Below are 17,575 nucleotides of genomic sequence, written 5' to 3' on the forward strand. Positions count from 1 at the left end.
GTTCTGAAGACAATGAAAGAGCTGAGCGAGGACAAGACCGTGCTGTCGGATATGCTGGCGCGGTATGATCGCAAGCGGTTCCGGATCTTCGAACTGACCGCAAACAGCCCCGCGGCGGGCATCGCCATCCTGGGTTTCATGGATAAGCCGGCGGCCGAGACGCTGCCCGGGGCGGCCTGTCTGCTATGGAACTGGTGCAAGGCCTTCGGCGAGGACTGGGGCGTAGTGCGCGAGGTGGCGGACGTGCGGCCCGCGCATCTGGCGCAGGTGCAGCGCAGATTGCAGCAGGTGGTCGAGGCCGGTGCCCGGAAGGTGCCGCCCGACACGGCGCAGCGAAAGGTGGCGGCGCATGTAGACGCGATCTATCGTGATTTTCGCGCACATGATGGCCCCGTCGGTGGAGAGTTTCGCGAATGGGGCGTGGCAGGGGATGCGCCGCGGTGCGACGCGGCGCTGGTACCGACGCGGATCACGGAGTCCTGGATGCTGGAGGACACGGCGGATGCGGTTGTTATGATCTACGGGACCGAAACCGCGTTCTGTTATTTTGACTGGTGGTTCCCGGAATGAACGGGCCGGATATGATAAAACGCGCGTTGGCGTTGGCGGCCAAGGATGAAACGCTGGCGCAGGTGCTGCGTGCGCATCCGGCCGAGCGGTTCCGGCTCTATGCGCTGTCTGCGGGCGACGCGCATGCGAACCTGTCGCTTATGCCGAAACCCGTCGATGCGCCTGATGCGCAGATCCTGTTGGGGTTGTGGTACTGGTCTTTCGCCTTTGGCCTTGTCTGGGCGCAATACACGCCACATGACGACTGGAGACGGCTGTACCTGTCGCCGGACAGTCGGGAGCTGATCCGGGAGACTTTGCAGGATTCTCTGGGTGAGGTCGAATTTACCGCGATTGCACCAGAAGATGCGCAAGGGTCGATCCTGGATCAGGGCGCCGCCATGCGCGGCGCCCGATCTGTTTTTCCGTTATATCGCAGGCGGTTACGGGTCCTTTCGTGCCGATCCGAGCAGGTTGCGCGGGCGTTTGATGCGCGCGATGTGCAAGCGCCCTTCGTCGCCGCAGTCGGGGCGGCGAACGGCTCGCCGGAGGTGCCGGAATGGGAGCGGCGCGTGGTCTTTTTCGAGACCGACGCGGCCTTCGGGTTGTGGGACTGGCACCATTGGACGCGGGTTGCGCGGGACTGAGCCGGGCCTGAAGCAGAAATCGTTAAATCTGAATCAAAATTCGCTGCCTCCTAATCAGCAAGGTGCTGATTAGGAACGCAATTTTTGATGCTGTCTTTTGCAGACTAAAACGATTCCGCTCTAGATATGGCCTGTGTCGCGCAGGAATTGCGTCAGGCGGGCGGCATAGGCCTCGGGCGCCTCGACGCAGGGCAGGTGGCCCGCCCGGCGCATCAGGTGGAATTCGGATCCGGGGATCAGATCCACCGTTTCGCGCACCAGGTCGGGCGGGGTGGCGCCGTCCTCGGACCCGGCGATGCCAAGGGTGGGCAGGCGCAGGCCGCTGGTGGGGGTATAGAAATCGGTGCCGGAGATGGCCGCAGAGCAGCCGATATAGCCCTCATCCGGCTGGCTGGTCAGCATGTCGCGCCAGGTTTGCAGGTCCGGCGTCGCGAGGAAGTCGCGGGAGAACCAACGTTCCATGGTGGCGTCGGCCAGCGCCTCGATCCCGCCTGCGCGGACGGCGTCGATACGATCCTGCCAGAGCTGGTGGTTGCCGATCTTGGCGGCGGTGTTGGACAGGACCATGGCGCGCACGATGTCGAGGCGTTTGACCGCCAGCCCTTGCGCGATCAGCCCGCCGATGGAGAGGCCGACGAAGGCGCAGTCGCGGACGTTCAGATGGTCGAGCAGCGCCTCGGCGTCGCGGACGAGCGCGCCCATCGCATAGGGCGCGGGCGGCACGCTGGTCCGGCCGTGGCCGCGTTTGTCATAGCGGATGATCCGCAGGCCCGCGGGCAGGTAGGGCAGGATCGCGTCCCACAGATGCAGGTTGGTACCGAGCGAGTTGGCGAAGACGACAGGGGCGCCGCCCGCGTCGCCTTCGTCAAGGTAGTGGATGTCGATGTCGTTCAGGTGGACGTGGGACATGCCGCCAGTTAGGCAACCTGGCGGCCGGTTTGGCAAGCGGATTTCCCGGATGAATCCGGATCAGTGCGAGACCAGTGCCACGCCAAGCAGAATTAGCACCCCGCCGCCCACGTCTCGGGCGGACAGGCCTTCGCCGATGGCATAGGCGTAGGTCAGAACGACCAGTGTCTCGATCGCTATGATCAGCAGGTAGAGCGCCCCGAGCGAGACGCCGCGCATCAGGAGGATTTCGGTCTGGGTCGCGGCGATGAAGCCCAGCAGGATGAGCCCGGCGGCGAGGAAAGACCAATGGCCGGAGGCAAGCTTCATACCGATGGTGGCAAGCGCATAGCCCATGGCAGCAAAAACTGCCAGTGCCAGAAGGCGAAGGTCGAAAGTTTCCATCACGAGATTACGGCGGCCGCGAAAGGGCACCATGCACTGTACGATCTTAAATGAATTAAGGGCCGCCGACCCAAAATTGTTTCTGAATAATACCCAACCATACCACAGGATGCGGCATTGTCCCAGTCTGGTTTTCCCGACTTTGCCGCCCTGGCGCCCGGGGCCGGTGGTTTCAGCCTTTCATCCGAAGATGCGCCATGATCTGGCCGTGATCGGAGGCCAGCTTGTTATAGGGCGCCTCGGGGTGCGAGCCGTCGGTGATGTGGTCGTTGAAGACGCTGAAATAGGTCATGTCGCCGGTCCGATCGGGATTGTCGGGGTGGAAGTGGCGGGACATGAAGATCTGGTCGATACTCTCGTAGACGCCGCCGAAGGCCGAGGTGTAGACCATGTCGCGCAGGGACTTGCGCACGAACATCTTTTCCGCCGAGTGCAGGCGCACACGCTCCACGTCCTCGGTGATCTGGATGTTCTCCTCGTCGGAATAGCGGTCGCCGCGGTTTTGCGCGTCGTGGCGCAGCATCCACGAATAGTTCTTGAAAGGCGTCTCGCCGGTGATGATCTCGGACGAGACGGCATGTTCGCCGTCGTTGAAATCGCCCAGCACCATGACCGGGTGGCCGGCCTCGATCTCGCGCACGACCTCGCGGCGCAGCACCCATGCCTCGGCCATGCGGCGGACGGTGGCGCGCAGCGCGCCCATGGCGCGGCCGATGGGGTCATAGCGGGTCAGGTCCTCTTCGGGTGCAAAGTCGGCGCCGGGCGGCGTGATGTATTCGCCCAGCTTGGATTTCAGGTGGCAGTTGAAGACTGTGACGGTCTGGCCGCCCACGGGGATGCGGGCCTTGATGATGGGGCGTGACAGGCGGCGCAGAACGTAATGGCCGGCGTCCTGCGCGCCTTCCATGCCGCGCAGGGGCTGGAAGGGGATCGAGAGCGGCTCTTCGAGGTCCTGGATGATCTCGGGCGTGCCGTCAAAGCCCAGCCGCGACAGGATCGCGACGCCGGGGCGGCGTTTGCCCGGCTCGCCGGTGTCGGCGGCGTTGGGGGCGAAGGCCAGCGTGGCGTTGTCATAGGGGGTGACGGCCAGTTTGCGGAAGATTGCCTTGCGGTGATAGCGCTTGGAGCGGTCGGGAATGGCCGCGTCGTTGAGCGCGCGGGCGCGGATGGACGCCTCATCGATGACGGCGTGCAGGGCGTCTTTCTCGAAGATCTCCTGAAAGCAGATCACGTCGGCGTCGAGCGTCAAAAGCTGGTCGGCCATCCAGTCGAGTTTCCAGGCGTATTCCTCGGGGGTGTAGCTTTGGAATTCGTAATATTCCTGGTCGGGACCGATCAGGTTTTTCACGTTGAAACTGGCGATGGTGAAGTCGGTCATGGGCAGCCTTCTGATGATGCTTCGGGTCGGGCCGGGGGCGTTTTCCGCGCGGAAAACGGTATGGAAAATGTGCATTTTCCATACCGGAATTTGCGCAAATTCCGGGTGCGCGACGGGCGCGGCATGTGCCTAGCGTCCCGCGTCGGGTAGGACGACGAGCGCGTGGTCCATCCCGTCGAGCGCGGTGTCGATGCGGGGCGCGATTTCGTCCCAGTCGCCGCCCGCAATGCCGGCGCCGATCAGCGGGTAGCCGATGCGGGCGTCGGGGAACTCACGGGCCACGGCCTCGAAGGCCGATTGCAGCGCGTCGTAGTCGACCTTTTGCCCATGCCCGCTGTGATCGAACTGGGTGTAGGCGTTGACGATGGTGAGGCTGTGGCCATCGCAATCGACCGTGGCGTGAGAGATGGTGCCGAGCTTGGCGCGGTCGCCCTTGGGGGTGGCCATGTCAGCCTGCGCGGCGGCGGGGAATTCCATGGCGATGATGCGGGCGATGCCCGCCCCCATGGTGTGAAAGCAGTTGGCCCCGTGCACAAGCACGTCGAAATGTCCGGATTTGGCGAGGGCGATCAGGTCTCCTTCGATGCGTCTCATGGGGTAGCTCCGAGAGTGTCGAGGGCGCGCTGGAACATGGGCGCGTCCACATTGCCGCCGGAGATCGTGCAGATGACCGTGTCGGCATTGAGCTGGTCGCCGTGAAAGAGCGCGGCGGCCAGCGCGGCGGCGCCGCCGGGTTCGGCGACGAGTTTGAGGCGCTGAAAGGCGTGGGCCATGGTGCGCAGGCAGTCGTCCTCGGAGACCGTGATGCCGGGGCCGACGAGGCGTTTAAGTATCGGGAAGGTGATCTGGCCCGGGGCGGGGGTGAGGATGGCGTCGCAGATGTTGCCGCCTATGCCTGGGTTGGTCTCGATCTGCCCCGAGGCGAGCGAGCGGGTCACGTCGTCGAAGCCTTCGGGTTCCACGGGTCGGACGGTGAAGCCGGGCGCGTCGGCCTCCAATGCCAGGGCGATGCCGGAGGTGAGGCCGCCGCCGCCACAGCAGACCAGCATTTCAGCATCAAAGATGCCAAGCTCCGCCGCTTGTTCGGCGATTTCCAAGCCACAGGTGCCCTGGCCCGCGATGACCTGCGGTTCGTCATAGGGGCGGATCAGGGTGAGGTTGCGCTCGGCCTGGAGTGTCTCGCCCAGTTCCTCGCGGCTTTCGCCGGCGGCGCGGTCGTAAAGGACGACCTCGGCGCCGAGCGCACGGGTGTTGGCGATCTTCAGCTGCGGCGCGTCGGCGGGCATGATGATGACGGCGGGCGCGCCCATTTCGCGGGCCGCCAGCGCCACGCCCTGCGCGTGGTTGCCGGAGGAAAACGCGATGACGCCCTTGGCGCGGGTCTCGGCGTCGAGTACGGAGACGGCGGAGCGGCCGCCGCGATACTTGAAGCTGCCGGTGTGCTGCAGGCATTCCGGTTTGACGAGGATGCGGCGGCCCGCGATTTCATCAAGGAAGGTCGAGGACAGCAGCGGCGTGCGGCGGGCGTGGCCCTTGAGGCGTTCGGCGGCGGCGCGGATGAGGGTGATGTCGGTCATCGCGCGGCGTCCAGCAGTTGTCGGATGGCGGCGAGCGATTGCGGCTCGTCAAGGAAGGGAACGTGGCCGCGATTCGGTACAACGGTGGTGATCATGTCGGGGTGACGGGTTTGCATCTGGGCTTGCGTCTCGGCAGTGAAGAGGTCGGAGTTCTCGCCCCGGATCGAGGCGGTGGGGATGGGTTTCAGCCCGTCGAAAAGCGCCCAGAGGTCCACCGCCTCGCCCGCGCCGGCCTGGCCCACCAGCGCGTCGCGCAGGCGGGGGTCGTAGCGCAGGGTGATGCCGCCCTGTGGGTTGTCCTGCCACATGAATTCGGCCTGCTCGCGCCAGCGGGTCAGGGGGATGTCAGGAAAATCCTTGGCATGGCCTGCGGCCAGCGCGTCGGCGGCGGCGTCGAGGTTCTCAAAGGGGGGCGTCTTGCCGACGTAATCCATGATGCGTTCGATGCCGATGGGGGCCACTTCGGGCCCGATATCGTTCAGCACGACGCCGGCGAGGCGGTCGGGATGGCTGTGCGACAGCGCCATGGCGATGAGGCCGCCGCGCGAGGTGCCGATGAGGATGGTTTTCTCGATGCCCAGATGGTCGAGCAGTTCGATGGCATCCTGCCCTTCGCGCAGGATATTGTAGGTCATGTAATCCTCGGCATAGTCCGATAGGCCGCGACCGCGATAGTCGAGCCGGATGACGCGTTGATCGGAAAGATGCGGCACGAGGTACGTGAAATCGTTGACGTTGCGGGTGAGACCGGCGAGGCAGAGGATGGGCGTGCCGGTTCCTTCGTCGGTGTAGTGCAGCGACAGGCCGTCGGAGGTGGTGAAGTTCGGCATTACTTTGCGAGCTCCGGGATGCCGGTCAGGTCCGTCAGGACATGGCCGGGGGTGGCGGGCAGGCGGTCCATCGGGGCGCCGGCGCGGTTGACCCAGGCGGTGGTGAAGCCGTAGCCCGTCGCCGCCGCCGCGTCCCAGCCATTGGAGGACACGAAGAGCACCTCTGACTTGGCGCAGCCGAAGCGGTCGCCGACGAGGTCGTACACGCTGGCGTGGGGTTTGAAGATGCCGACGCTTTCGACCGAGAGCACATCATCCAGCACGTCGCCGATGCCCGCCGATTTCACCGCGCCGTCCAGCATGTCGGGCGAGCCGTTGGAAAGGATGGCGGTGTTCATGCCGTTGCGCTTGAGGGTGTGCAGCATGGCGGGGACTTCGGGGTAGGCTTCAAGCTCCCAGTAAAGTTGCAGGAGGCGTTCGCGCAGGTCAGTGTCGTCCGAGAGGCCCTCGGCCTCGAGCGCCCAGTCGAGGCCGTCTTGGGTAACGGTCCAGAAATCGGTGTGATCGCCGGTGATGGCGCGCAGCCAGGTGTATTGCAACTGTTTCAGGCGCCAGTGCTCGGCGATTGCGGGCCAGTGGGACTTGAACGCCTCGCGTCCGGGCTCGTCGGCGGCGGTGCGGGCAGCGGCGGCGACGTCGAACAGCGTGCCGTAGGCGTCGAAGATGCAGGTGGTGATGGGCATTGTAGGCCTTGGGTGCAGGGTGTTTCGGGGCAGAGTGGCACGTCTGGAACGGGGTTGGAACCCTGTTTGCAATCGCTGCCATGGCAGGTTAGCCTTGGGCCAGACAAGCAAGCACCCGCGCGAGGCGCGGCCTTGGAAACCCATCCCCCAAACAGATTGGAAACCACATGACGCAGGTGAAATCCGGCGATACGGTAAAAGTTCATTACAAAGGCACGCTGGCCGACGGCACGACCTTCGACAGCAGCGAGGGACGTGACCCGCTGGAATTCGAGGTCGGCTCGGGCCAGATCATTCCCGGGCTTGAAAAGGCCATTCCGGGCATGGAAGTGGGCGACAAGAAGACCGTGGAAGTGCCCGCCGACGAGGCCTATGGCCCGTTGGACCCCGCCGCCAAGCAGGCGGTGCCGCGCGCCGACGTTCCCGATGACATCCCGCTGGATATCGGCACGCAACTGCAGGTGCAGACGCCCCAGGGCCAGACCTTGCAGGTGATGGTGGCCGAAGTGACCGACGAGCAGGTGACGCTGGACGCCAACCACCCGCTGGCGGGCAAGGACCTGACCTTCGACGTGGAACTGGTCGAGATCGCAGGCTGAGTTGATATGCGCGGGGGCGGGGCGAGCGCCTCGCCGCGCCCTTGCGTGCGCGTCTCGGGGTAAACCGAGGCGTCTGATAGTTTGAACGCGCGTGACGCAAGGGCGTTGCGCGCGTTTTTTGTGTAGCGGCAGTGTGGGGTTTTGGCGTCCCGCGTGTATGACGGTCTCGCCCGGTCCGGAACACGGTCGCGAATTTCGCGTTGATCCTTGCGCAAACGCCGGAAAGAGCGAGGGATCCGACAATGATGGACTTTCTGAAAGAGAACGTGGAGATCGTTCAGATCGCGGCCAGCCTGACGACGACGTTCGTGTGGCTGGTTTATCTGCATATCTTCATGAGCGGGTATCTCCAGCAGCGCCGGTCCAGCATCCTGATCAACCGCGGCGGCGGGCCGGACATGCAGGCGCGGTGCCTGGTGTCGAATATGGGCGCGCAGCCCGCTTACCTGCTGGACGTGCTGGCGTCTCTGGACACGGGCGAGGACGTCAATGTGTCGAGCGTTGTCGACCGCGAGGAACTGCGGAAAGAGGAAATGGAGCAGCCGACGAACGTGACCGGGCAGGGCCCGATCCCGTCGGGTGGGTATGTCGATATCGGAACCTTCGAAGATGTAGCGCGCCGCGCCGGGCACAGCGCGGACAAAGGCGATCTGGACGATCGCTGTCTGAAGCTGATGGCCGTCTGCGCGACCAACCAGGCCAACCATGTGGTCGCCGCGGTGCGTGAATTCGACCTGCGTGCGGAAGAGGAGCGCCTCCGATTGATGCCCCGGAAGCTGGAGGCGCGCCAGATCCGGTCGCGGCGGCAGAGAAAGAAGATCACGGCGATGCTGGAGAGACTAGAGACCCCTGGCCGTGACGGCGAGATCGGGGCGGAGTTCGCGAAGCTGTAGCGCTGTCTTGAGCGATCTGGTCCGCTGCGACGGCAGGCCGGGCGGCTTAAAGCGTGCCGCGTTTAACCTGAAACATCAGATAACGGCGGGGCGCGCGCGTCAATCAAGCCTTGCACTGCGTTTCGCCAAAAGCTGTGATTCAGGTTTTGGCGAAACGCTTTAGACGGTTTCCAGCAGAACCGCGCCGCGGCGGCCGGGGCTGAGCACCATGTTGTGGGCCGTGACGCAATCGGTGAGCGGCAGGCAGGCGTGGATCGCGGGTTTCAGCGCGCCTTCGGTGAGGGCGGCGTGCAAGCGGGCGATGGCTGCGGCGCGTTCCGCCGGCGGCAGGATGTAGATCAGGGAAATGTCGATCTTGAGCGCCTTGAACAGCATCGCGCCGAAGGGCAGCTCCGGTGTCATGGCCTTGGCCGAGCCGTAAGTGGCGATAGTGCCCATCGGTTTCATCACCTCGGCCAGAAGTGCTGCGTTGGTGCCGAACTCGACCTCGACCGCGCGGTCGATGCCGCCGGGGGCGATGTCCTTGATTCTCGCGGTCAGATCGTCGTCGCGGTAGTCGAGCACGTGATCGGCGCCGGTGTCGGCCACGTAATCGGCGGCGTCGGCGGAGGCGGTGGTGATGACGGTGGCGCCGCCCCACTTGGCCAGCTGTACCGCCATATGGCCGACGGCCCCCGCGCCGCCGGAGATGAGCAGGGTCTGCCCCGCCACCTCGCCGCCGCCGAAGACGGTCTGGCAGGCCGTCAGGCCGGGGATGCCGAGCGTCGCGCCGACCTCGTGGCTGACGCCCTCGGGCAGGGGCACGGCCTGGCCGGCGGGCAGGGCGATCATCTCGGCCGCGGTGCCGTGGGCGCGTTGCCACTGGGCGTTCCAGAGCCAGACATGCTGATCCATGCGCGCGGGATCGACGCCTTCACCCACGGCGAAGATCGTGCCGGCGCCGTCGGAATGGGGGATGATGCGCGGAAAATCAGGATTGGTTACGCCGGGGCGGGAGCCCGCGCGGGACTTTGCGTCGGACGGGTTCACGCCGGAATGAGTGAGACGCACCAGAACCTCGCCCGGGCCGGGCGTGGGGGTGTCGACCTCACCAATGGTCAGGACGTCTTCGGCGGGTCCGAATTGTTCGTAATAGGCGGCGCGCATCCCGGGCGGTTCAGCCGGATTTGCGACGCAGGCGGATCACCACGTCGACCGAGGCGATTTCGGCGCCTTCCGGCGCGCCGGGCAGGCGGGCGATCTCAAGCTCGTCGGCGGGCGCGTCGGAAAGGCGCTGGTCGTCCTCCCAGAAGAAATGCGGGTGATCGTGGGTGTTGGTGTCGAAATAGCTTTTGGAGCCGTCGACCGTGACCTCTTGCAACAGGCCCACGTCGCAGAAGGCGCGCAGGGTGTTGTAGACGGTGGCAAGCGACACGCTGTCGCCGTTTTCGCAGACCGCGGCGAAGAGGCTTTCGGCGGTGACGTGGCGGTGCTGTCCGTCGCCCACGAGCAGGGTAGCCAGCGCGACGCGCTGACGGGTCGGGCGCAGGCCTGCGCCTGCGAGCCATTCGGTGCCTCGGGTTGTTGCCTCGGTGTCGGTCATGAAAGCTCCTGTGTCAGCTTCAATATAGGGGGCGTGGCGGGGAAATTTCAAACAAAATTCTGCATCATAGCGCGTTGCGGCAGGGCTTGCGCGGGGGTTTTGCGGGGTGTTACAGGATCAGGTAACGGAACCAACAGAGAAAAGGGCGCGACCCTATGGCCGATTTCCCGAGCAGCTTCGACCGCGAAGACCTGCTGAAATGCGCACGTGGCGAGCTTTTCGGCCCCGGCAATGCGCAGCTGCCCGAGCCGCCGATGCTAATGATGGACCGGATCACCGATATCTCGGGCGATGGCGGGCCGCATGGCAAGGGGCACGTGGTGGCGGAGTTCGACATCAAGCCGGACCTGTGGTTCTTCGAGTGCCATTTTCCGGGCAACCCGATCATGCCGGGCTGCCTTGGCCTTGACGGGCTGTGGCAACTGACGGGCTTTAACCTGGGCTGGCGCGGCTGGCAGGGGCGTGGCTATGCGCTGGGCGTGGGCGAGGTGAAGCTGACCGGCATGGTCCGCCCCGACCGCAAGATGCTGACCTATTACGTGGATTTCACCAAGGCCGTGCAGACACGGCGGCTGACCATGGGTGTCGCCGATGGCCGGGTCGAGGCCGATGGCGAGGTGATCTACCAGGTCAAGGACATGAAGGTTGCGCTGAGCGAGACCTGAAGCGCGGCCCTCGGGCGGTGTCCGCTGGTGCAGGTCGGTTTTGAGCGCGTATCGGGGCGGCTCCGGGGTGAGCAGTTACGCGACTTCATGATCAAAGCCATGCCGTGTATCCTGTCCGGGGTCGTCGAAAACACCGCCTGAGCGCGTGAATCGGTCTGGAATTTCTAGCAGAAGGCGTACCTTGCCGGTTTAAGTCGCTGATTTTAAAGAATTTGAGCGATTTTTCGCTTACGTTACGTCAAGTTAACCGCATTTAAACGAGTTTATTGCAGCGGGGCGACCGGGCTGGGATAAGGTCGTTTCGATTTTACCAAGGTTGCGCCTGTGGGACGGCATTCCCACGTGTTGCGGCAACTGAAAGACAGTGACGAGGCAAGAGCGCGTGCAGACCAACAGTGATGCTTTCGGGCCGGTCGGCCGGATGGGCGTGACCGAATTCATAGATGCGCTGCCCGACGAGTTCGTGATCGTGGATCGCAACGGGGTGGTCGTGGCCGCCAATTCCGCGTGGAAGCAGTTCGGCGCGGAGAATGGCGGCGCGCCCTCGGGCTATGTCGGCAGCAATTATTTCGACATCTGCCGGGCAGCGGACGGCGAGTCGAGCATGGAGGCCCGGCTGATCGCGGAGTCGCTGGAGATGACGCTGCGCTCGGGTGAGACGTTCGTGTGCGAATACCCCTGTGACAGCCCCACCGTGAAACGCTGGTTCGAGTTGACCGCGACGCGGATGATGTTCGAAGGGCAGCCCTTTCTGACGATCCAGCACCGCAACGTGACGCAGCGTTACCAGGAACGCGACGCGCTGAAACGCACGGCGGTGGACAGCAACGCGCTGGCCGCGCTGGTGGCGGGGACGTCGGATGCGATCCTGACCTACGACCTGGAGGGCAAGATCACGTCGTGGAATCCGGCGGCGGAGCGGCTTTATGGGTACTCGAGCGACGAGATCATCGGTCGGTCGCTGGAAACGCTCTACCCGTCGGACGAGGCAAAGCCCGTGACGTGGTACCGCGACGAGATCATCGCCGGCCGGCTTGACCGGTTCGAGGCCGTGCGTATCGGCCGGGACGGTACGGCGCGCGAGGTCTGGATCAGCTGCGCTCCGATCCGGGGCGCGGATGGCGACGTGGTGGCGATTTCCAATATTCACCGCGACATCACCGAGCTGCGCCGCGCCGAAAAGGCCCGCGAGCTGATGTCCCGCGAGGTGATCCACCGGGCCAAGAACATGCTGACCATCGTGTCGGCGGTGCAGCGTCAGACCGCCCGCAGCGCCGCGACGGTCGAGGATTTTCACGCGAAGTTCGGTGATCGGATCGCGGCCCTGTCGAAATCGACCGATCTGCTGGTCGGCGGGCAGTGGGACGATGCGGACCTGCGCGAACTGGTCATGGGCCACCTGCGACCGTTCACCACCGAGAAAGATGCGCGTGTCCGCCTATCCGGGCCGGAGGTGCGGCTGCTGCCGCAGGCGGTGCAGACGCTGGGAATCGCGTTGCACGAGCTGGCCACCAACGCGATGAAATACGGCGCATTGGCGCATGACGCCGGTGACGTGCTGTTGACCTGGAAGCTGGGGCAGGGCGCCGGGGGGCGCGTGCTGGACCTGATCTGGCGGGAAAGCAAGCTGGCGCATCCGCCCGAGGAGGACGCGCCGGGATTCGGCAGCACGGTACTGACCTCGCTGGCGCCGTCGATGCTGGGCACGCAGGCGCGGTATCACGTGGACGCAGAGGGCGTTCACTGGACGATCTCGATAGACCCCGAGCATTTTTCCCTGGTGGGATAGCCCCCCCGACGCGGCATTGATCTTGCACCTGCCGCCTTGCATGCCCTACAACGCGAACAATCAGGTAGGGAGGCAACATGCGTCGCGTCGTCGTCACCGGGCTGGGGATCGTCTCCAGCATCGGCAACAATGCCGAGGAGGTCCTTTCCTCCTTGAAGGAAGGACGTTCGGGCATCACCGCCAACGAGCAGATGGCGGAGCACGGCTTTCGCAGTCAGATCGCCGGTGACCTGAACATCGACACATCCGAGCATATCGACAAGCGCACGCTGCGCTTCATGGGGCCGGGGGCGGCCTATGCCCATATTGCCATGCAACAGGCGATTGCCGACAGCGGGCTTGAGGACAGCGATATCGTGAACCCGCGCACCGGGCTTGTCGCCGGGTCCGGCGGGCCGTCGACCAGCGCGATGCTGAGCGCGCATCAGACGGTGCTGAAATCGGGCGGGACCAAGCGGATCGGGCCGTTCGCCGTGCCCAAGACCATGTGCTCGACCGTGAGTGCGAACCTGTCCACGGCGTTCAGCATTAAGGGCATCAATTATTCCATCACCTCGGCCTGTTCCACCAGCCTGCATTGCATCGGCAACGCGGCGGAACAGATCATGATGGGCAAGCAGGACGTGATGTTCGCGGGCGGCGGCGAGGAGCTGGACTGGACGCTGAGCTGCCTTTTCGACGCGATGGGCGCGATGTCGTCGAAGTATAACGATACGCCGGAGAAGGCGAGCCGGGCGTTCGACGCGGGCCGCGACGGATTCGTGATTTCGGGCGGCGGCGGGATTGTCGTGCTGGAAGACCTGGAGCACGCCAAGGCGCGGGGCGCCAAGATCTATGCCGAGGTGACGGGTTATGCCGCCACCAGCGACGGGCATGACATGGTGGCCCCGAGCGGCGAAGGCGGCGAACGGGCGATGCGCCTGGCGCTGGAGACACTGCCCGAGGAGCGGCGCGTCGGCTATATCAACGCGCATGGCACAAGCACGCCGGTCGGTGACGCGGGCGAGGTGGAGGCGGTGCGGCGCATCTTTGGCGAGGGCAACGTGCCCCCCATCAGCTCCACCAAGTCGATGACCGGGCACAGCCAAGGCGCGACCGGCGCGCAGGAGGCGATCTATTGTCTGCTCGCGCTGCACCACGATTTCATCATCCCGTCGATCAATGTCGAGACGCTGGATCCCGCGATCCACGAGGGCGAGATCGCGACTGCGCGCGTGGACGATGCCGGGCTTGATACGGTGATGACCAACTCTTTCGGTTTCGGCGGCACGAATGGCTCGATGCTGCTGAGCCGGTTCGACGGATAGGACACGCATGACAAATTCGATGCAAGGACTGCGCGGCCTGATCATGGGCGTGGCGAATGACCGGTCCATCGCGTGGGGCATCGCCAAGGCGATGCACGAGGCGGGCGCGGAGCTGGCCTTTTCCTACCAGGGCGAGGCGTTTGCCAAGCGGGTGGAGCCGCTGGCCAACTCGGTGGGGTCCAACATCCTGATGGATGTGGATGTCACGAAGGACGAGTCGCTGGACGCGGCCTTTGCCAAACTGGCCGAGACGTGGCCGACGATCGACTTCGTGGTGCATGCGATCGCCTATTCCGACAAGTCGGAACTGTCGGGGCGTTTCCTGAACACCAGCCGGACCAATTTCAAGCATTCGATGGATATCTCGGTTTATTCCTTCATCGAGATCGCCCGGCGGGCCTATCCGATGATGAAGGAGAACGGCGGCACGATGCTGACCCTGACCTATCAGGGGTCGAACCGGGTCGTGCCGAACTACAACGTCATGGGCGTGGCCAAGGCGGCGCTGGAGGCGACGACGCGGTATCTGGCCAATGACCTTGGTCCCGACAAGATCCGCGTCAACGCGATCAGCCCCGGGCCGATGAAGACGCTGGCGGGTGCGGCCATAGGCGGCGCGCGACGGACGTTCCGGCACACCGAGGAAAACGCACCGATGCGGGCCAATGCCACGTTGGAGGCGATCGGCGGTACGGCAGTGTACCTCGCCAGCCCGGCGGGTGCGTGCACCACCGGCGAGGTGATCAAGGTCGATGGCGGTTATCACGTGCTGGGGATGCCGCAGCCCGAAAACCTGTAGCCGCGAGACTCCTGTTAACCAAACCTTGAGATGTCCCGGTTTGGTCCGGCTATTGCCACAATATTGACACGGGATTCGGGGACTGTGTGCGCATGACATTCATGCGCTCCCCCCAAGAGGTACGCCTCGAAAAACGCCAAGCAAAGGTCAAGACCGCCCGCAAGTGGGCGCGGGGTGTTCAGGTTTGCCTGATGGGGCTGTGCATGACGGCGATCTGGCAGGAGCGGGCGCTATACCCGGTGATGCATGACCGGATGCAGGATGCCTATGCTTTCGGCGTTGACTGGCTGGAAAGCACCGAGGCCGGCAGCAGCTATCTGACGGCGATGAGCGATCTGGGTAGCGGCAACGCGAGCGAGTAAACCGCGATCACGCGGGCGTTTTTGAACATGCGGAAGTAACCGGAACCGCGATAAGACGCGCGGGTGGTGCCTTTTCTGCGCGGCCATCGCCCCGCTTTGGAACATGGTGTTCAACTTCGGCTTTGACTTGATATTGCGGCGCCGGACCGGCTCGACCCGCAAAACCCCCATGGTGCGCATCGTCTATGCGGGCCTGTTCGAGCTTGGGCTCCTTGTTGTGCTGATGCCGTTCATTGCGTGGTACTTGCAGGTCTCGCTGTGGGGATGGCCCTGTCGTGCGCCTTGTTCTACGTGGTCTATGCGCTGGGCATTAACTGGCTGTACAATATCGTGTTTTCGCTGCCGGAATGGACCGGGCGTGCGGTATGACGCTGAGCGGCGATGCCGCGCCATCGGTGGCGGCTGGGCCGAACCCCGCCGATCGGGACGGAATCGCGCGGTCACGGTGGCGTGAGGGCGGTTTGCCTGCGGCGGATCGGCGTTATCTTGTATACTGTATTCCGGCGCAGAACATGCCAGCGATCGCAACCTGCGCCCCCGACCTGATAGGAGAGACCGATATGAGCACCCGACTGATCAATCGACGCAAGCTGATGGCGACGGGCGGCGCGGCCGCCGCGGTGACGCTGGGATCGGGCCTGATGGTTCCGGGGCGGGCGGCGGACGTGCAGCCGACGCCGACGATGCCGGGCGGCGCCAACAATTATCGCCCCGGTGCGCAGATCGTGGAGCGGATCGGCAATGGCGGCTTTACCATGACGGGCACCGTGCGCCGAGCGGGCGATGGTGCGCCGCTTGAGGGCCGCCGCATCCAGATGTGGGCGCATACGACCGAGGGGCACGAGCGCGACCCGCAAAGTCATGGCGCGACCCTGACCGACCGGAACGGGCGGTTCGTCATGGACATGCCCCAGATCGTGCCCGCCTTTGGCCAGCCGCACGGGCATCTGGCCTATGATGCCGAGTATGACGATGGCGGCTTTAAGACGGTGTTCCTGCGCCCGGTGATGTCCAGCGCGTCGCAAACCTCGCTTGACGTGGAGTTCGTGCTGGTTCCGGCGTAAAGTCCTGATGTTACGAAAGGTTTCGATATGGGCGGCGGTCTGCGCCGCCCTTCTTGTGCCCGTCGTGGCGGCGGGGTTCAGCCCGCTGCTGCAATGGCGCCAACCCATCTACATCGTCGCCGGTTTCGCCGGGATCGTGGGGTTTGCCCTGATGCTGTTACAGCCCTTGCTGGCGGGTGGATACCTGCCCGGCGTGCCTGCGCTGAAAGGACGGCGGGTGCATCGCTGGGTCGGCGCGGGGATCGTGGCGCTGGTGGTGCTGCACGTGGGCGGGCTGTGGCTGACCAGCCCGCCGGACATGGTGGATGCGCTGCTGTTGCGCTCGCCCACGCCGTTTTCCGTCTGGGGCGTGCTGGTGATGTGGCTGATCTTTGCAACCGCCGCGCTGGCCCTGCTGCGCAAGCGGCTGGGGCTGAGGCCGATGACGTGGCGGCGGGCGCATACGGCGCTCGCGGTGCTGATCGTGGCGGGCACGGGCCTGCACGCGGTCCTTATTCAGGGGACGATGGAAACGATCAGCAAATACGCGCTGTTTGCGCTGGCGTTGGGCGCCACGGTGAAAGTGATCCTGGATTTGCGGATCTGGGCGGCGCGGCGTCGGTCCACGCGCTAGCGCCACCTCAGAACCATTGACCGGGTTCCATCAGGCCCAAGTCCAATAATTGCCGCGAATGCCATTCGAACGGTGCGGAATTGTGCCATTTGAAAGTGTGGATGTCGAAGGTCGAGCCCGGGTTGCGTTTCAGCGCCTTGGCCGTGCGGAACGAAACCACCGCCGCCGTCAGGTTGTGGTGCCACGGGCAGGCATAGGTGTTGTATTCTTCGTCGTTGAAGGTGTGATCGGCGCGCAGTTCCAGCCCCGGCTTGGCCCGGAACAGCGCGATGCGGTCGATCTTGCGCCGTTCCACCGGGATATGTTCCTCGTACCGCCAGCGCAGGCCGCCGAAGAAATCCAGCTGCCGTTCGCGCGGATGGTTGTGGTTGTCGGGATCCTTGCGCGCCAGCGCGTAATAGCCCGAGCGGTCGAGATGGGCATCCTCCAGGGACACTGCCTCGGGGTGGCGGTCGAGATCGCCGGCATAGAGGTCCACCACGTAGTTCAGCATGGCGTCGCGCCGTTCCTCGGTGTGGAACGCCAGCATTTCGCCCACGGTGCGCGTCTCGCAGAACGGGAAGAACAGGTACTCGGCGTTGAAGCAATAATAGAGCCAGAGGCCCGGTGCGGCCTCGATCACGCGATTCACCGCCTCGATGAAACTGTCGCCAGACGCGATGTCATGGCCGATCCGCTCGACCCGGTCGGCCACGTCGGGGGCCAGGTCAAAGGCGTTGGGCATGAAGACCAGTACGGATTTGAACCCGCTGTCGAGGTGGTGGCGGATGCTGCTGTCGACCTCGACCTGGTCCTCGACGAAAATCATGGCGACGGGGCCCTTGGCCAGCGCGGTGCCGGGGCTGTCGAGAAAGGCGGAGAGGCTGGGGTACTGCATCGTCATCCTTTGGGGCTGCGCCGGTAAAATTCCGCAATTCGCCGCGCATTGCAAGTCGGGCGGCAGGT

At 64.6% G+C, this 17,575-nt stretch carries 22 protein-coding genes; 12 read left to right on the top strand and 10 right to left on the bottom strand.

Going from position 1 to position 17,575, the window contains the following annotated elements; translation table 11 throughout:
* Window positions 1–12: 12 nt before the first annotated feature.
* Window positions 13–570: a hypothetical protein gene (locus FIU86_RS06065; RefSeq protein WP_152474253.1), complete on the top strand. Its 558-nt coding sequence runs from the start codon at window positions 13–15 to the stop codon at window positions 568–570.
* Between the two features lie 11 nt (window positions 571–581).
* A complete protein-coding gene (locus tag FIU86_RS06070; protein ID WP_172977449.1) occupies window positions 582–1,196 on the top strand; it encodes a hypothetical protein in 615 nt (204 codons plus the stop codon).
* Window positions 1,197–1,316: 120 nt separating this feature from the next.
* Here the strand turns inward: FIU86_RS06070 and pcaD are convergent, their stop codons facing one another.
* From pcaD to FIU86_RS06105, 7 genes are all read right to left on the bottom strand, one after another.
* Window positions 1,317–2,105 carry a 3-oxoadipate enol-lactonase gene (gene pcaD / locus FIU86_RS06075; protein ID WP_152474256.1) on the bottom strand — a complete coding sequence of 263 codons (789 nt, stop codon included), beginning with the start codon at window positions 2,103–2,105 and terminating at the stop codon, window positions 1,317–1,319.
* A gap of 60 nt (window positions 2,106–2,165) precedes the next feature.
* Window positions 2,166–2,489, bottom strand: coding sequence for a 5-aminolevulinate synthase (locus tag FIU86_RS06080; protein ID WP_152474258.1), 324 nt, complete (start codon window positions 2,487–2,489; stop codon window positions 2,166–2,168).
* Window positions 2,490–2,661: 172 nt separating this feature from the next.
* Window positions 2,662–3,867, bottom strand: a complete 1,206-nt coding sequence (locus tag FIU86_RS06085; protein ID WP_152474260.1) for an endonuclease/exonuclease/phosphatase family protein — start codon at window positions 3,865–3,867, stop codon at window positions 2,662–2,664.
* Between the two features lie 129 nt (window positions 3,868–3,996).
* Window positions 3,997–4,461 (bottom strand): macro domain-containing protein, encoded by a 465-nt coding sequence (locus tag FIU86_RS06090; protein ID WP_152474262.1) that lies wholly within the window; start codon window positions 4,459–4,461, stop codon window positions 3,997–3,999.
* Window positions 4,458–5,444 carry a threonine/serine dehydratase gene (locus FIU86_RS06095; RefSeq protein ID WP_152474264.1) on the bottom strand — a complete coding sequence of 329 codons (987 nt, stop codon included), beginning with the start codon at window positions 5,442–5,444 and terminating at the stop codon, window positions 4,458–4,460. The genes FIU86_RS06090 and FIU86_RS06095 overlap by 4 nt, the downstream gene beginning before the upstream one ends.
* A complete protein-coding gene (locus tag FIU86_RS06100) occupies window positions 5,441–6,274 on the bottom strand; it encodes an alpha/beta fold hydrolase (protein WP_152474265.1) in 834 nt (277 codons plus the stop codon). The genes FIU86_RS06095 and FIU86_RS06100 overlap by 4 nt, the downstream gene beginning before the upstream one ends.
* On the bottom strand, window positions 6,274–6,957 hold the full coding sequence (locus FIU86_RS06105; protein WP_152474267.1) for a haloacid dehalogenase type II: 684 nt from the start codon (window positions 6,955–6,957) through the stop codon (window positions 6,274–6,276). Before FIU86_RS06105 ends, FIU86_RS06100 begins: the two co-directional genes overlap by 1 nt.
* A gap of 167 nt (window positions 6,958–7,124) precedes the next feature.
* On the opposite strand from FIU86_RS06105, the gene FIU86_RS06110 reads away from it, so the two are divergent.
* Window positions 7,125–7,556: a peptidylprolyl isomerase gene (locus FIU86_RS06110; protein WP_152474269.1), complete on the top strand. Its 432-nt coding sequence runs from the start codon at window positions 7,125–7,127 to the stop codon at window positions 7,554–7,556.
* 242 nt (window positions 7,557–7,798) lie between these two features.
* Entirely contained in the window at window positions 7,799–8,449 is a 651-nt protein-coding gene (locus FIU86_RS06115; protein WP_152474270.1) for a hypothetical protein, read from the top strand.
* Between the two features lie 159 nt (window positions 8,450–8,608).
* On the opposite strand, the gene FIU86_RS06120 is transcribed toward FIU86_RS06115, so the two are convergent.
* Both FIU86_RS06120 and irrA read right to left on the bottom strand, forming a co-directional pair.
* A complete protein-coding gene (locus FIU86_RS06120; RefSeq protein WP_152474272.1) occupies window positions 8,609–9,595 on the bottom strand; it encodes an NADPH:quinone reductase in 987 nt (328 codons plus the stop codon).
* Between the two features lie 10 nt (window positions 9,596–9,605).
* Window positions 9,606–10,031 (bottom strand): iron response transcriptional regulator IrrA, encoded by a 426-nt coding sequence (gene irrA / locus FIU86_RS06125; protein ID WP_152474274.1) that lies wholly within the window; start codon window positions 10,029–10,031, stop codon window positions 9,606–9,608.
* A 155-nt stretch (window positions 10,032–10,186) separates the two neighbouring features.
* On the opposite strand from irrA, the gene fabA reads away from it, so the two are divergent.
* The 8 genes from fabA to FIU86_RS06165 all read left to right on the top strand — a co-directional run bounded on the left by fabA (window position 10,187) and on the right by FIU86_RS06165 (window position 16,630).
* The gene (gene fabA / locus FIU86_RS06130) at window positions 10,187–10,696 is read left to right on the top strand and encodes a bifunctional 3-hydroxydecanoyl-ACP dehydratase/trans-2-decenoyl-ACP isomerase (RefSeq protein WP_103761710.1); all 510 of its coding nucleotides are present in this window, start codon (window positions 10,187–10,189) and stop codon (window positions 10,694–10,696) included.
* Between the two features lie 382 nt (window positions 10,697–11,078).
* Window positions 11,079–12,485 carry a PAS domain S-box protein gene (locus FIU86_RS06135; protein ID WP_152474275.1) on the top strand — a complete coding sequence of 469 codons (1,407 nt, stop codon included), beginning with the start codon at window positions 11,079–11,081 and terminating at the stop codon, window positions 12,483–12,485.
* 77 nt (window positions 12,486–12,562) lie between these two features.
* Window positions 12,563–13,792: a beta-ketoacyl-ACP synthase I gene (gene fabB / locus FIU86_RS06140; protein WP_152474276.1), complete on the top strand. Its 1,230-nt coding sequence runs from the start codon at window positions 12,563–12,565 to the stop codon at window positions 13,790–13,792.
* Between the two features lie 7 nt (window positions 13,793–13,799).
* Window positions 13,800–14,591, top strand: a complete 792-nt coding sequence (locus FIU86_RS06145) for an enoyl-ACP reductase (protein WP_152474277.1) — start codon at window positions 13,800–13,802, stop codon at window positions 14,589–14,591.
* A 92-nt stretch (window positions 14,592–14,683) separates the two neighbouring features.
* Window positions 14,684–14,953 (top strand): hypothetical protein, encoded by a 270-nt coding sequence (locus FIU86_RS06150; RefSeq protein ID WP_152474278.1) that lies wholly within the window; start codon window positions 14,684–14,686, stop codon window positions 14,951–14,953.
* 169 nt (window positions 14,954–15,122) lie between these two features.
* Complete coding sequence (locus tag FIU86_RS06155) at window positions 15,123–15,407, top strand: chlorhexidine efflux transporter (protein WP_254704000.1); 285 nt, start codon at window positions 15,123–15,125, stop codon at window positions 15,405–15,407.
* A 106-nt stretch (window positions 15,408–15,513) separates the two neighbouring features.
* A complete protein-coding gene (locus FIU86_RS06160) occupies window positions 15,514–16,017 on the top strand; it encodes a twin-arginine translocation pathway signal (RefSeq protein WP_152474279.1) in 504 nt (167 codons plus the stop codon).
* A gap of 7 nt (window positions 16,018–16,024) precedes the next feature.
* Window positions 16,025–16,630: a ferric reductase-like transmembrane domain-containing protein gene (locus FIU86_RS06165; protein WP_152474280.1), complete on the top strand. Its 606-nt coding sequence runs from the start codon at window positions 16,025–16,027 to the stop codon at window positions 16,628–16,630.
* Window positions 16,631–16,637: 7 nt separating this feature from the next.
* Here FIU86_RS06165 and FIU86_RS06170 read toward each other — a convergent pair whose 3' ends face one another.
* Window positions 16,638–17,507 (bottom strand): hypothetical protein, encoded by an 870-nt coding sequence (locus tag FIU86_RS06170; protein WP_152474281.1) that lies wholly within the window; start codon window positions 17,505–17,507, stop codon window positions 16,638–16,640.
* Window positions 17,508–17,575 lie beyond the last annotated feature (68 nt).

The organism is Roseovarius sp. THAF9 (genome assembly GCF_009363715.1).
Taxonomy (GTDB): Bacteria; Pseudomonadota; Alphaproteobacteria; order Rhodobacterales; family Rhodobacteraceae; genus Roseovarius.